Annotated in this window: 12 protein-coding genes; 6 read left to right on the top strand and 6 right to left on the bottom strand. The window is 73.3% G+C overall.

Annotated features, from left to right (window positions below):
- Positions 1-175 precede the first annotated feature (175 nt).
- Complete coding sequence (locus ACFY0I_RS26220) at positions 176-1,222, top strand: WxL protein peptidoglycan domain-containing protein (protein ID WP_388900405.1); 1,047 nt, start codon at positions 176-178, stop codon at positions 1,220-1,222.
- A gap of 8 nt (positions 1,223-1,230) precedes the next feature.
- On the opposite strand, the gene ACFY0I_RS26215 is transcribed toward ACFY0I_RS26220, so the two are convergent.
- From ACFY0I_RS26215 to iolC, 5 genes are all read right to left on the bottom strand, one after another.
- Positions 1,231-1,758: a hypothetical protein gene (locus ACFY0I_RS26215; protein ID WP_388900402.1), complete on the bottom strand. Its 528-nt coding sequence runs from the start codon at positions 1,756-1,758 to the stop codon at positions 1,231-1,233.
- Positions 1,759-1,943: 185 nt separating this feature from the next.
- On the bottom strand, positions 1,944-3,443 hold the full coding sequence (locus ACFY0I_RS26210) for a CoA-acylating methylmalonate-semialdehyde dehydrogenase (RefSeq protein ID WP_388900399.1): 1,500 nt from the start codon (positions 3,441-3,443) through the stop codon (positions 1,944-1,946).
- Positions 3,444-3,454: 11 nt separating this feature from the next.
- Positions 3,455-5,329 carry a 3D-(3,5/4)-trihydroxycyclohexane-1,2-dione acylhydrolase (decyclizing) gene (gene iolD / locus ACFY0I_RS26205; protein WP_388900396.1) on the bottom strand — a complete coding sequence of 625 codons (1,875 nt, stop codon included), beginning with the start codon at positions 5,327-5,329 and terminating at the stop codon, positions 3,455-3,457.
- Positions 5,326-6,138: a 5-deoxy-glucuronate isomerase gene (gene iolB, locus ACFY0I_RS26200; RefSeq protein WP_388900441.1), complete on the bottom strand. Its 813-nt coding sequence runs from the start codon at positions 6,136-6,138 to the stop codon at positions 5,326-5,328. Before iolB ends, iolD begins: the two co-directional genes overlap by 4 nt.
- 7 nt (positions 6,139-6,145) lie before the next feature.
- The gene (iolC, locus tag ACFY0I_RS26195) at positions 6,146-7,078 is read right to left on the bottom strand and encodes a 5-dehydro-2-deoxygluconokinase (protein ID WP_388900438.1); all 933 of its coding nucleotides are present in this window, start codon (positions 7,076-7,078) and stop codon (positions 6,146-6,148) included.
- A gap of 114 nt (positions 7,079-7,192) precedes the next feature.
- On the opposite strand from iolC, the gene ACFY0I_RS26190 reads away from it, so the two are divergent.
- From ACFY0I_RS26190 to ACFY0I_RS26180, 3 genes are all read left to right on the top strand, one after another.
- Positions 7,193-8,107, top strand: coding sequence for a sugar phosphate isomerase/epimerase family protein (locus tag ACFY0I_RS26190; RefSeq protein WP_388900393.1), 915 nt, complete (start codon positions 7,193-7,195; stop codon positions 8,105-8,107).
- 31 nt (positions 8,108-8,138) lie between these two features.
- Entirely contained in the window at positions 8,139-9,152 is a 1,014-nt protein-coding gene (locus tag ACFY0I_RS26185; protein ID WP_388900390.1) for a Gfo/Idh/MocA family protein, read from the top strand.
- A 315-nt stretch (positions 9,153-9,467) separates the two neighbouring features.
- On the top strand, positions 9,468-9,668 hold the full coding sequence (locus ACFY0I_RS26180; protein WP_030384769.1) for an AlpA family transcriptional regulator: 201 nt from the start codon (positions 9,468-9,470) through the stop codon (positions 9,666-9,668).
- A 55-nt stretch (positions 9,669-9,723) separates the two neighbouring features.
- Here ACFY0I_RS26180 and ACFY0I_RS26175 read toward each other — a convergent pair whose 3' ends face one another.
- A complete protein-coding gene (locus ACFY0I_RS26175; protein WP_388900435.1) occupies positions 9,724-10,944 on the bottom strand; it encodes a cation:proton antiporter in 1,221 nt (406 codons plus the stop codon).
- A gap of 137 nt (positions 10,945-11,081) precedes the next feature.
- Here ACFY0I_RS26175 and ACFY0I_RS26170 point away from each other — a divergent pair, with 137 nt between their 5' ends.
- Both ACFY0I_RS26170 and ACFY0I_RS26165 read left to right on the top strand, forming a co-directional pair.
- Positions 11,082-11,387, top strand: a complete 306-nt coding sequence (locus ACFY0I_RS26170; protein ID WP_388900386.1) for a heavy-metal-associated domain-containing protein — start codon at positions 11,082-11,084, stop codon at positions 11,385-11,387.
- Between the two features lie 95 nt (positions 11,388-11,482).
- Positions 11,483-13,780: a heavy metal translocating P-type ATPase gene (locus ACFY0I_RS26165; protein WP_388900383.1), complete on the top strand. Its 2,298-nt coding sequence runs from the start codon at positions 11,483-11,485 to the stop codon at positions 13,778-13,780.
- The last annotated feature ends 202 nt before the right edge of the window (positions 13,781-13,982 follow it).

Below are 13,982 nucleotides of genomic sequence, written 5' to 3'. Positions count from 1 at the left end.
GGGGGGGGGGGGGGGGGGGGTGTTGTCCGGGTGGTTTTTTTTTTTTTGCCCTCTCCTTCTGTGGTTGTTGTTTCGTTTGGCGGGGGGGGGGGGGGGGGGGGGGGGGGGGGGGGCGCCCCCCCCCCCCCCCACCACCCCTTTTCCCGCTCCGCGCCGCGACTGGAGAAACCCGCCCATGCGCATCCGCCGCCGCCCCACGCGCCCCCGCAGCGTCGCCGCCCTCCTGGCCGCCCTGTGCGGGCTGCTGCTCCCCGCCACCGCCACGAGCACCGCGACGGCCGCGGACAACGGCACCTGGGGCGTCTTCCCCACGCCCCCGGCCGGGGTGGCGATGACCGACCGCGCCTACTTCTTCCACCAGGGCGCCGCCGGGACGACCCTCGGCGACAGCGTGACGATCCTGAACTCCTCCGACAAGGAGCTGACGTTCCAGGTCTTCGCCACCGATGCGATGAACACACCGTCGGGTGGCGCGTTCGCCCTGCTGCCCGTCGAGGCGAAGCCCGAGGACATCGGCGCGTGGATCGCGTTGGCTCCCGAGGCGGCGACGACCGTGTCCGTCCCGCCGAAGGGCCGCAAGGACATCCCGTTCACCGTGAAGGTGCCCGCCGACGCCACCCCGGGCGACCACGTCGGCGGGATCGTCGCGTTGAACACGGCCGTCGAGGGCGTGCAGCGGGACGGCAAGGTGCAGGTCGGGGTGAAGCGGTCGGTGGGCGCCCGCCTGTACTTCCGGGTGCCGGGGCCGGTGACCGCGGGCCTGAGCGTGGAGGACGTGCGGGTCAGCCGCAGCGCCCCCCTCGTGCCGTGGGTGGGCGAAGCCCGCGCCACCCTCACCTACACCCTGGTCAACCGGGGCAACGTGGTGGTCGAGCCGCGCGTGACGATCTCCGCGCGAGGGCTGTTCGGACGGGAGGTGTTGGACCGGCCCGCCGGGCCGCCCGGCCTGGTCCTGCTACCCGGGCAGCGCGTCGACCTGACCGAGACGTGGGCGGACGCACCGCAGTTGGACTGGGTGGACGTGACGGTATCGGCGGACGCGACCGCCCACCCGGACCTCCGGTCGGAGTCCGGTACGGACTTCCTCGCCGTCCCCTGGCCGGCCGTCGGCGCCGTCCTCCTCCTGGCGGCCGTCGGCGCCGCCCTCCTGATCCTGCGGCGGCGCCGCCGCGCCGTCCCGGAACACCCGGAGCCCGTACCGGACCTGGTGGGCGGGCGCTGACGACCCGGTCAACCCCGACGGGTCCCCTCGGCCAACGCCTTGAGGGTCAGCAGTTGTTTGCGCATCATGACGAGGTCGCCCCAGGCGAGGAGGCGCCGACGCACCCTGCGCCGCGCGGTCCCGCCGGCCTCGGCGGCGACCCTGACCACCAGCCGCGAGCCCTCCCCCTGCGGGCGCACCGTGTAGCTCACGGCCATCCGCCCCCAGCGGGCGGCGAGGGCCTCGGGGAGCAGGCCCGTGATGTGCTCGTCGGTCCGGAAGTCGGTGATGGAGAAGACGAGGAGGGCCTGCCCGACGGCCAGGTCGGGCAGCGGCACGAGAGCGCGCGGACTCCTGCGGCCCCCGAAGTCGAGCCGGTCGTAGCTGTACGGGGCGATGGTCAGCTGCCGGAGCCACCGGAAGAGGACGGGGGGCGGCGCCGCGACGTCGACGGCCCGCGTCCAGCCCTCCGACCCGGCGGGCAGGAGCCGGTCGCACGGGTACACCGCCTCGTGCTCCGCGTTCGTGGCACCCCAGACCCGCCCGCTCACGTCCACGCCCCGACCCTACCGCCGCGCCGAACGCCTCTCGCAGCGCCCGCGGCGCGGCCCCGAGCCCTGTTTGGTTCGTTCGGCGTACTCGGCCCACCAGTCGGTGACCGGGAAACCGGCCCGGACGGCAGGAAACCCCCGGCCGGTGAGGGTGGTCGGGGGTTTCCTGTGTACGGGGGCGGGCGGGGCCGTCAGTGGTTGCGGGGGAAGCCCAGGTCCACGCCGGACGGGGCGTCGGCCGGGTCGGGCCAGCGGGTCGTGACGACCTTGCCGCGGGTGTAGAAGTGGATGCCGTCGTTGCCGTAGATGTGGTGGTCCCCGAAGAGGGAGTCCTTCCAGCCGCCGAAGGAGTGGTAGCCCACCGGCACCGGGATCGGCACGTTCACGCCGACCATGCCCGCCTGGATCTCCAGCTGGAAGCGGCGGGCGGCGCCGCCGTCGCGGGTGAAGATCGCGGTGCCGTTGCCGAACGGCGAGGCGTTGATGAGGGCGACGCCCTCCTCGTAGGTCTCGGTGCGCAGCACGCACAGCACCGGGCCGAAGATCTCGTCGCGGTAGGCGTCGGAGTCGGTCCTGACGTTGTCGAGGAGGGACAAGCCGATCCAGTGGCCGTTCTCGTTGCCCTCGACCGTGTAACCGGTGCCGTCGAGGACGACGTCCGCGCCCTGGGCGGCGGCGCCCTTGACGTACGAGGCGACCTTGTCGCGGTGGGCGGCGGTGATCAGCGGGCCCATCTCGGAGGTCGGGTCGTTGCCGGGGCCGACCTTGATCTTCTCGGCGCGCTCGCGGATCTTCTCGACGAGCTCGTCGGCGATGGCCCCGACGGCGACGACGGCGGAGATCGCCATGCAGCGCTCGCCGGCCGAGCCGTAGGCGGCGGAGACGGCCGCGTCGGCGGCGGCGTCCAGGTCGGCGTCGGGCAGGACCAGCATGTGGTTCTTGGCGCCGCCCAGCGCCTGGACGCGCTTGCCGTTGGCGGAGGCGGTGGTGTGGATGTGGCGGGCGATCGGGGTCGAGCCGACGAAGGAGACGGCCGCGACGTCGGGGTGCGCGAGCAGCGCGTCGACGGCGACCTTGTCGCCGTGGACGACGTTGAGGACGCCCGCCGGCAGGCCGGCCTCCGTCATCAGCTCGGCCAGCTTGTTCGAGGCCGAGGGGTCCTTCTCGCTCGGCTTGAGGATGAAGGTGTTTCCGCAGGCGACGGCCAGCGGGAACATCCACATCGGGACCATCGCCGGGAAGTTGAAGGGGGTGATGCCGGCGACGACGCCGATCGGCTGGCGGATCGAGGAGACGTCCACCCGGTTGGAGACGGACGTGGACAGCTCGCCCTTGAGCTGCACGGTGATCCCGCAGGCCAGCTCGACGATCTCCAGGCCGCGGGCCACCTCGCCCAGCGCGTCCGAGTGGACCTTGCCGTGCTCGGCGGTGATCAGCTCGGCGATGGCGTCGCGGTTCGCGTCCAGCAGGGCGCGGTAGGCGAACAGCACCTTGGTACGGGCGGCCAGCGAGGACTGGCCCCAGCTGAGGAAGGCCTCCTTGGCGACCCGTACGGCCGCGTCGACCTCTTCGGTCGAGGCGAGGGCCACCTGGGTGGTGACCTCGCCCGTCGCCGGGTCGGTGACCGGGCCGTAGTTGCCCGACGCGCCCTCGACGGTCTTGCCACCGATCCAGTGGTTGACGGTCTTCATGCCTTGCTCCTTCACAGATGGCGACGTCGCTGCGCGGCTTGCCGGTCGTACTCTTCACGGGCCTGGGCCGCCGACGTACGGGTCGCGGTCTCGGCCACAGGAACATCCCACCACGCCTGTGCCGGGGGTGGGCCCGACACAGTGTCGGGTGTTCGGGTCTGTGCGTAGACACATGTGGGACGGTCCGCCTCGCGCGCCTCGGCCAGGGCTTTTCGCAGGTCACCGACGGTGCGGGTACGGATGACGGTCATGCCGAGGGAGGCCGCGTTCGCGGCGAGGTCCACCGGAAGGGGGGCGCCGTCGTACGCGCCGTCCGCCCCCCGGAAGCGGTACGCGGTGGCGAACCCCTCCGCGCCCACGGCCCCGGACAAGCCGCCGATGGAGGCGTAGCCGTGGTTGTCGAGGATCACCAGCCGCAGCGGCAGGCCCTCCTGGACGGCGGTGACGATCTCGGTGGGATTCATCAGGTACGTCCCGTCGCCGACCAGCGCCCACACGGGGCGGCCGGGCGCGGCGAGGGCCACGCCGATCGCGGCGGGGATCTCGTAGCCCATGCAGGAGTAGCCGTACTCGACGTGGTACTGGTCGCCGGAGCGGGCCCGCCACAGCTTGTGGAGGTCGCCGGGGAGGGAGCCGGCGGCGTTGACGAGGATGTCGGTGTCGTCGACGAGGGCGTCGAGCAGGCCGAGGACCTGGGCCTGGGTGGGCGGCCGGTCCTCGTCGGGGGCGGGTACGGCGTAGGCGGCGTCGACGCGGGCCTCCCAGTCGGCCTTCGCCGCCGTGTACGCGGCCTCGTACGCGGGGTCCACCCGGTGTCCGTCGAGGCCCTCGGCGAGTGCCCGCAGTCCGGCGCGGGCGTCGGCGAGCAGCGGGGCGCCCGCCATCTTGTGCGCGTCGAACGCGGCGACGTTGAGGTTGACGAACCGGACGTCGGGGTGCTGGAAGAGGGTGGCGGAGGCGGTCGTGAAGTCGGTGTAGCGGGTACCGACGCCCAGGACCAGGTCGGCGCCGCGGGCCAGGTGGTCGGCGGTGGCCGTGCCGGTGTGGCCGATGCCACCGACGTCCGCCGGGTGGTCGAAGGGCAGGGAGCCCTTGCCCGCCTGGGTGGACGCGACGGGGATGCCGGTGGCCTCGGCGAGCGCCCTCAGGGCGCTCCCGCCGCCGCTGTGCCGCACCCCGCCGCCGGCGATGATCAGCGGCCGGCGGGCCGCGCGGAGGGCGGCGCGGGCCGCGTCGAGTTCCTCGGGGTCGGGTTGCGGCGCCCTGATCCGCCAGATCCGTTCGGCGAAGAACTCCTCGGGCCAGTCGTACGCCTCCGCCTGTACGTCCTGCGGCAGCGCGAGGGTGACGGCGCCGGTCGCGGCGGGATCGGTGAGCACCCGCATCGCCTGGAGGGCGGCGGGGACCAGCGCCTCGGGCCGGGTGATCCGGTCGAAGTACCGGGACACGGGCCGCAGGGTGTCGTTGACGGAGACGTCGCCCGCGTAGGGCACTTCGAGCTGCTGGAGCACCGGGTCGGCGGGCCGGGTCGCGAAGGTGTCCCCGGGGAGCAGCAGCACCGGCAGGTGGTTGACGGTGGCGAGGGCGGCCCCGGTGACGAGGTTGGTCGCGCCGGGCCCGATGGAGGTGGTCACGGCGTGCGCGGACAGCCGTCCGCTCTGTCGGGCGTAGCCGACGGCGGCGTGCACCATGGCCTGTTCGTTGCGTCCCTGGAGGAACGGCATGGCCCGCGGCCCGCTCTCCAGCAGGGCCTGGCCGATCCCGGCGACGTTGCCGTGCCCGAAGATCCCCCAGGTCGCGGCGATGAGCCGCTGCCGGCGACCGTCGCGTTCGGTGTACTGGCGGGCCAGGAAGCGTACGAGTGCCTGGGCGACGGTGAGCCTCACGCTTCCTCCGCGCGGTAGAAGGGCAGTCGGGGGTCGGTCTCCCGCCCGGCCCAGGTGTCCCGGATCCAGCCGTGGTCGGGGTGGTCGCGGATCAGCCACTCGCGGGCGCCGCCGGGCGGGCCGGCCATGACGTTGAGGTAGTACATGTCGTGCCCGGGGGCGGCGATGGAGGGGCCGTGCCAGCCGTCCGGGATGAGGACGGTGTCGCCCGTCCGCACCTCCGTGAGGATGTCCGTCCGGCCCGCCGGGGAGGGGCTGACTCGCTGGTAGCCGAGGCCGGGGACGCCCTCGTGGGCGGCGATCTCGAACCAGTAGATCTCCTCCAGCCGGGATTCCTCGCCGGGGTGGTGCTCGTCGTGCTTGTGGGGCGGGTAGGAGGACCAGTTCCCGCCGGGTGTGAGCACCTCGACCGCGATGAGCCGGTCGCAGGGAAAGGCGTCGGCGGCGGCGAAGTTGTTGACCTGCCGGGAGCAGGTCCCGGCGCCGCGCAGTTCGACGGGTACGTCGGCGGCCGGCCCGTAGCGGGCGGGCAGCCGGCGCTCGCACAGGGCGCCGACGAGGGCGAAGCGCCCGCCGCCCGCCGAGGTGACCTCGGCGTGCGCGTCGCGGGGCAGGTAGGCGAAGTCGCTGACCGCGTCGAACACCCCGCTCCGCCCCCTCAGGGGGAACACCACCTCCGTGCCCGCCTCCGCGCAGCGGACCTCGCAGCCGCCCGACAGCGGGAGCACGATCCACTCCGCCTCCCCGCACGCGAACGCGTACGTCTCGCCGGGCGCGAGGTCGAGGACCCGCAGCCGGGTGAAGGCCATCTCCGTCTCAGACACCGGCGGCACGACCCAGCACCTCCTCCACCTCGGCGGGGAACGGCATCGCCGCCCCGCACGCGAGCCGGGAGGCGACGATGGCCCCCGCTGCGTTGGCGTAGCGCAGGATCCGTTCCAGGTCCCAGCCGGCGAGCAGCCCGTGGACCAGGGCGCCCCCGAAGGCGTCGCCGGCGCCGAGCCCGTTCACCACGGTCACGGGTACGGGCGGCACCTCCACCACCGCGCCGGCGCGGTCGGCGGCCAGCACGCCCAGCGGGCCCCGCTTGACGACGGCGAGCTCCACCCCGGCCGCGAGCAGCGCCCGGGCGGCCGCGTGCGGGTCGCTCTCCCCGGTGGCGACCTCGCACTCCTCGGCGTTGCCGACGGCCACGGTGGCCAGCGCGAGCGCCCGCCCGTACCAGGGCTGCGGCGACCCCTCCCACAGCGTGGGACGCCAGTCCAGGTCGAAGACGGTGACGGCGGCCGGCCCGGATTCCGAGCGGGCCTCCAGCGCGGCGAGAGTGGCGCTGCGGCTCGGCTCCGCGCTGAGGCCCGTACCCGTCATCCAGAAGACCCGGGCGGCGCGCACCGCGTCCCGGTCCACCTCCTCGGGTCGGATCTCCAGGTCGGGGGCCTTGGGCAGCCGGTAGAAGTACAGCGGGAAGTGGTCCGGCGGGAAGATCTCGCAGAAGGTGACGGGGGTCGGCCAGCGGTCCACCTCCCCCGCCCACCGGTCGTCGACTCCGAAACCGCGCAGCTCGGAGCGCAGGTACGCGCCGAAGGGGTCCGCCCCGGTCCGGGTGATGACCGCGGTGCGCCGCCCCAGTCGGGAGGCGGCGACGGCGACGTTCGTCGGCGAGCCGCCGAGGAACTTGCCGAAGGTGTCCGCCTCGGCGAGCGGTACACCGGTCTTCAGCGGGTAGAGATCCACCCCGATCCGCCCCATCGTGATGAGGTCGTACGCCCCGCCGTCCGCGCGGCCTTGCTCCGTGGTCACAGCAGGCCCTCCTCCCACTCGTCTTCCTCGTCCCTTCGAGCCTCGCACCCTAAGGTGGCCGACATGACGTCCTCCCCGCCCGCGTTGACCCGTATCCGCATCGGTTCGGCTCCGGACTCCTGGGGTGTCTGGTTCCCCGACGATCCCCTCCAGACCCCCTGGGACCGTTTCCTCGACGAGGTCGCGGACGCCGGGTACGAGTGGATCGAGTTGGGTCCGTACGGCTACCTGCCCACCGATCCGGTGCGCCTCGCCGACGAGACCGCGCGGCGGGGCCTGCGGGTGTCCGCCGGCACGGTCTTCACCGGACTCCATCACGGGCCCGCGGTGTGGGACGAGACCTGGGCGCACGTGTCGCGGATCGCGGAGCTCACGGCGGCGACGGGCGCGGACCGATTGGTCGTCATCCCTTCCTTCTGGCGCGACGACAAGACCGGGAAGGTGCTGGAGGACCGGGTGCTGACCCCGGATCAATGGCGTGAACTGGCCGCGCAGACCGAGCGCCTGGGCCGGGAGGTCCAGGACCGGTACGGGCTGCGGATCGTCGTCCACCCGCACGCCGACACCCACATCGACACCCCGGAGAACGTGGCCCGGTTCCTGGACGCCACCGATCCCGCGCTGGTCTCCCTGTGCCTGGACACCGGTCACTACGCGTACTGCGGCGGGGACAGCGTCGAGGCGGTGGAGACCTTCGGGGAGCGGATCGGCTACCTCCACCTCAAGCAGGTGGATCCGCTGGTCCTCGCCGAAGTGGTGGCGGAGCAACTGCCGTTCGGACCGGCGGTGGCGCGCGGGGTGATGTGCGAGCCCCCGTCGGGGGTACCCGCGTTGGAACCCGTACTGGCGGCCGCGCAGCGGCTCGACGTGGACCTGTTCGCGATCGTGGAGCAGGACATGTACCCGTGTCCGCCGGACCGGCCGCTGCCCATCGCCCGGCGCACCCGCGCCTACCTGCGCTCCTGCGGCGCCCGCTGACCGGCCCGACTCCCGAAGGGACACCCGTTACATGAGCACGCTCGGCATCGCCGTCATCGGGACGGGGAGGATGGGCGCCGACCACGTGCGCCGGATCGGCGCCGCCGTCGGCGGGGCCCGGGTGGTGGCGTTGGCCGATCCCGACGGGGACCGGGTCAAGGAGATCGCGGCGGGCCTGGACGGCGCGGGCGCGTACACCGACCCGGCGGCGGCGATCGCCCACCCCGGGGTGGACGCCGTACTGATCGCCTCGCCCGGCCCCGCCCACGAGGAAGCGATCCTGCCGGCGCTGGAACGGCAGTTGCCGGTGCTCTGCGAGAAGCCGCTGACCCCCGACCCGGAGGGCGCCCTGCGGGTGATGGAGGCCGAACGCCGCCTCGGCCGGCGCCTGGTGCAGGTGGGGTTCATGCGGCGGTACGACGCCGAGTACGCGCGCCTCAAGGAACTCCTCGACGCGGGCGGCATCGGACGGCCGCTCTTCCTGCACTGCCGCCACCGCAACGCCTCCTCGCCCTCCTTCTTCACCAGCGACATGCTGATCACCGACTCGGTGGTGCACGAGGTGGACGCGGCGCGCTGGCTGCTCGGCCAGGAGGTCACCGCCGTGACGGTGCTCTCCCCGACGCCGTCCTCGGCCGCGCCCGAGGGGCTGCGCGATCCCCGGCTGGTGCTGCTGGAGACCTCGGGCGGCGTGATCGTGGACGTCGAGATCTTCGTCAACTGCGGTTTCGGCTACCAGGTCCGCTGTGAGGCGGTCGGGGAGTCCGGCAGCGCCCGGATCGGCGACGGCCACGCGATGGTCGTCGAGTCGGCCGGCCGCTGGGGCGGGGAGATCACCCAGGACTTCACCACCCGGTTCGCCGACGCCTACGACCGCCAGGTGCGCCGGTGGGTCACCGCCGCCGCGCGGGGCGAGGTGGAGGGCCCGGACGCCTGGGACGGCTACGCCGCCGCCGCGGTCTCCGAGGCGGGACTGGCGGCGGCCCGCACCGGCGTACGGACCGAGGTCCGGCTGGCGGAGCGTCCGGAGCTGTACCGCCGCTGACGGGACTTCCCGACCGCCGCCACCGGGTCGCCGGGTCGCCGGGTCGCCGGGTCGCCGGGTCGCCGGTCGTACAAGCATCTCCCGGACACGTCCTTCAACCGGCGACTCCTGTGCCACATCCGTCACAGGAGTCGCCCTTGTGTCACGCATATCCGCATTACGCGGGTTTTCCGTCACAGGCGCACGACAGCCGCTCCCCTGCCCTCACCCAGCGTCGTTCTCCGGGCACAACCTGAGTGATCGTCTGTGTCCACGCGCCGGCTCCCCCGACGGCCTCCCGGCCGGCCCCGCGGCGTGGACGAGGAGGTGTCGTCGATGAGCGACCGTCAGCTGTGGTCGTACAAGGAGATCGCCGCCCATATCCGGGTGCAGCCGGACACGGTGCGCTCCTACCGCAAGCACGGACTGCTTCCCGCGCCCGACCACGTGGAGGGCGGCAAGCCCTACTGGTACGCCGACACCGTCCGGGCGTGGGTGGCGCGCCGCCCCGGCAACCGGGGCCGCCGCGAGGACTGACCGCGTCGCCGCCGGTCCGGGGCGGGGCTCCCCCGCCCGCCCCGGACCGGGCGGTTCACCAGGATTCCGCCTCGTCCGCCGCCCGGGCGCCGCGCGGCCGCGGTTCCCCCTGCCGGGCCCGCAGCCGCATCCCCAGCAGCGGAAAGGCCAGCACCGACAGCATTCCGGCCCCGACCAGCGCCGCCGCCTCCCCCGGCTCCACCTTCCCGGCCTCGACGCCGAGGGTGGTGATCGCGACCACCAGCGGCAGGGCGGTCGACCCGAACAGGACGAGCGCCGAGCGGTCCCGGCGCCCCAGGTCGCGAGGGGCCAGCAGCCACATCGGCAGCCCGCGCACCACCAGGAACAACGCGAGGAAGACGGGCAGCAGCAACAGCGTCCCGCCTCCCGCCAGCAGGGCGTCCAGGTCGAACTCGATGCCGGTGACCACGAAGAAGAGCGGTACGAGGAAGCCGAACCCGATGGCCTCCACCTTCGACAGCACGGCCTCGCTGCTCTCCGGCGCCGCCCCGTGCAGCACCAGCCGGGTGATCAGCCCGGCGGCGAAGGCGCCGAGGAGGACGTCGAGCCCCAGCACCTCGGCCAGCGCGAGCATGGCGACCAGCAGCAGGAACACCAGCCGCACGGCGAACTGCGCGCTGCTGTGCAGGGTGGTGGCGATGACCTTGGAGAACCAGGGCGGCTTGGGCCGCAGCGCCCAGAACACCGCGGCCGCCGTCAGCACCCCGAAGGCGATCAGCACGGCCGCCGAACCGGCCGGGGCCCGCCCGCTGAGCAGCAGCGCCATGGCGATGATCGGCCCGAACTCGCCGACCGCGCCCATGGCCATCATCACCGTCCCGAAGCGGCTCCCGAGGTCCCCGGAGTCCCGCAGCACCGGCAGGATCGTGCCGAGGGCGGTGCTGGTGAGGGCGGTGCCGATGTAGACGCCCTTCTCGAACCCGTCGCCGTGGGCGAGCAGGATGCCGGCCGCCAGGCCCAGCACCAGGGTGACGAGCCAGGCCACCACGGACCGGTTGAGGGTGTCGCCCTTGACCTGGTCGAACCGGATCTCGTAGCCGGCGAGGAAGATGAGCATGGCGAGGCCGAGTTCGCTCAGGACGTCGATCACATCGCCCGAGTGGGCCCAGCCGAGCACGTCGGGCCCGATGAGGATGCCCATCACGATCTCGAAGATCACCAGCGGGACGGACAGCCAACGCGAAACCCCGTAGGCGAGGATCGGAGCGAGGACGGCGACGACCATGATCAGAACGAATGTCCCCGGATGATCCATGAGGGCCATTTACTTATGTTCCGAATGGTTTGTCCACGACGCGGGCCGCACCGACGCCGCGCGACCCGCCGAATGGTCGCCGAATACCCCCTAGGGGTATAATCTGTGAGAAAGACCCCCCGAAAGAGGAGAACGAGATGACCGCCGAGACGGACACCCCGCAGTCGAGCGGATCCTGCTGCTCCAGCACCGGCTCCTGCCACGACGGCACCGTCGAGGTCGGCTCCGGCGCCGTCACCGCCGTGTACAAGGTCACCGGCATGACCTGTGGGCACTGCGAGGGCGCCGTGACCGCCGAGCTCACCGCCCTGCCCGGCGTGACCTCGGTCAAGGCCGTCGCCGCCACCGGCGAGGTGACCGTGATCTCCGGCGCCCCGCTCGCCGACGAGGACGTGCGCGCCGCCGTGGACGAGGCCGGCTACGAACTCGCCGGTCGGGCCTGAGGCCCGCAGCCCCGCACTTCCGCGGTACTCCGCCGGGTCGTGCCGGCCGGCTCATACCGGTCCCGTACGGCCCGGCCCTCCCCCTGGAGCCGGACATGAGCAGCAGCACGGTGCACGACGGACCCATAGCGGTGGCCGGTGCGGCCGAGGTCGAGCTGAGGATCGGCGGGATGACCTGCGCCTCGTGCGCGGCCCGCATCGAGAAGAAGCTGAACCGGATGAACGGGGTCACCGCCACGGTGAACTACGCCACCGAGAAGGCCCGGGTCTCGTACGCGGGTGACGTACGCGTCGCCGACCTCATCGCGACCGTCGTGAAGACCGGCTACACCGCCGAGGAACCCCCGCCGCCGGCTCCCGAGGTCGAGGCGGAGGCCGCCGCTCCGGTGGGCGACCCCGAATCGGCCGCGCTGCGGCAACGGCTGCTGGTGTCCGCGACCCTGGCGCTGCCCGTCGTCCTGCTCTCGATGGTCCCGGCCCTCCAGTTCGACAACTGGCAGTGGCTCTCGCTCACCCTCGCCTCCCCCGTGGTCGTCTGGGGCGGCCTGCCCTTCCACCGGGCCGCATGGACCAACGCCCGGCACGGCGCCGCCACCATGGACACCCTGGTCTCGGTCGGCACCCTGGCCGCCTACGCCTGGTCGCTGTGGGCCCTGTTCTTCGGACACGCGGGCATGCCCGGCATGCGGCACGGCTTCGCCCTCTTCGCGGTTCAGGGGGGCACCGTCACGCGCACGGACGGCTCCTCCGCCCTGTACCTGGAGGTCGCGGCGGGCGTCATCACCTTCATCCTGCTCGGCCGCTACCTGGAGGCCCGCTCCAAGCGGAAGGCGGGCGCGGCCCTGCGGGCGCTGCTGGAACTGGGCGCCAAGGAGGTGGCGGTACTGCGCGGGGGCCGGGAGGTGATGGTCGCGGTGGGCGCGCTCGCCGTGGGCGACCGGTTCGTGGTCCGGCCCGGGGAGAAGATCGCCACCGACGGGACGGTCGTCGAGGGCGGTTCCGCCGTGGACGCCTCCATGCTGACCGGCGAGTCCGTGCCCGTGGAGGTCTCCGTCGGCGACCCCGTCACCGGCGCCACCGTCAACACCTCCGGACGCATCGTGGTGGAGGCGTCCCGCGTCGGGGCCGACACCCAGCTCGCCCGGATGGCCAAGATGGTCGAGGACGCGCAGAACGGCAAGGCAGAGGTGCAGCGCCTCGCCGACCGGATCTCCGCGGTGTTCGTGCCGGTCGTCCTGCTGCTCGCGCTGGGCACCTGGGTGACCTGGCTGCTGATCACCGACGATGCGACGGCCGCCTTCACCGCCGCCGTGGCCGTCCTGATCATCGCCTGCCCGTGCGCCCTGGGGCTGGCCACGCCGACCGCGCTGATGGTCGGCACCGGCCGGGGCGCGCAGCTCGGGATCCTGATCAAGGGGCCGGAGGTGCTGGAGTCCACCCGTCGGGTCGACACCGTCGTCCTGGACAAGACCGGCACCGTCACCACCGGCCGCATGGCCCTGTCCGCGGTGCACGTGGCCGAGGGCGTCGACGAGAAGGAACTGCTGCGGCTCGCGGGCGCGCTGGAGCACGCCTCCGAGCACCCGGTGGCGCGCGCGATCACGGCGGGGGCCGTCGAGCGGACCGGCGGGGGCGAGGGCGCGCTGCCGGTACCGGAGGCCTTCGAGAACCTGGCCGGGCTCGGTGTCAGCGGCGTCGTCGACGGCCGCGGGGTGCTCGTCGGGCGGGAGCGGCTGCTCGCCGAGCGGTCCGTCGGTCTGCCCGCAAGGCTCGCCCGGGCCAAGGCCGCGGCCGAGGCCGAGGGCGGCACCGCCGTGCTGGTCGCCTGGGACGGCGAGGCGCGCGGGGTGCTCGTGGTCGCCGACGCCGTCAAGGAGACCAGCGCCGAGGCGGTGTCCCGGCTGCGGGCACTCGGCCTCACGCCGGTCCTGCTGACCGGCGACAACCGGGCCGTCGCCGAGAGCGTGGCCCGGGAGGTGGGCATCGAGGAGGTGATCGCCGAGGTGCTCCCGCAGGACAAGGTGGAGGTCGTACGGCGCCTCCAGGCCGAGGGCCGGACGGTCGCCATGGTCGGCGACGGCGTCAACGACGCGGCGGCGTTGGCCCGGGCGGACCTGGGGCTGGCCATGGGCACCGGCACCGACGCGGCCATCGAGGCCGCGGACCTGACCCTCGTACGCGGCGACCTGCGGGTGGCCGCCGACGCCATCCGGCTCTCCCGCCGGACCCTCACCACCATCAAGGGCAACCTGTTCTGGGCCTTCGGCTACAACGTGGCGGCGCTGCCGCTGGCCGCCGCGGGCCTGCTCAACCCGATGATCGCGGGGGCGGCGATGGCCTTCTCCTCGGTCTTCGTCGTCACCAACAGCCTGCGGCTGCGGTCCTTCCGCTGAGGGACCGCCCGAGGTACCGCCGGGGCGATCACGCGGAGGATCACCTCCCCCGGTCCTCCACATCTCCTTCACGGGAGACGCAGATCACAGTGATGACAACGTAACCATCCGGGGTCGCCACGGGTCTAATGGGGCGATGCCAAAAACGTCTTGGGGGACGTTTGACGGAGGTCTTGGGGGACGTCCGGGCATCAGCCGGCCG

Origin of the sequence: Streptomyces sp. NPDC001568, assembly GCF_042893755.1 — a bacterium.
Lineage (GTDB): Bacteria > Actinomycetota > Actinomycetes > Streptomycetales > Streptomycetaceae > Streptomyces.
Note: the sequence above shows the minus strand (reverse complement) of the source record. Positions and strands in the feature narration are given on the sequence as shown.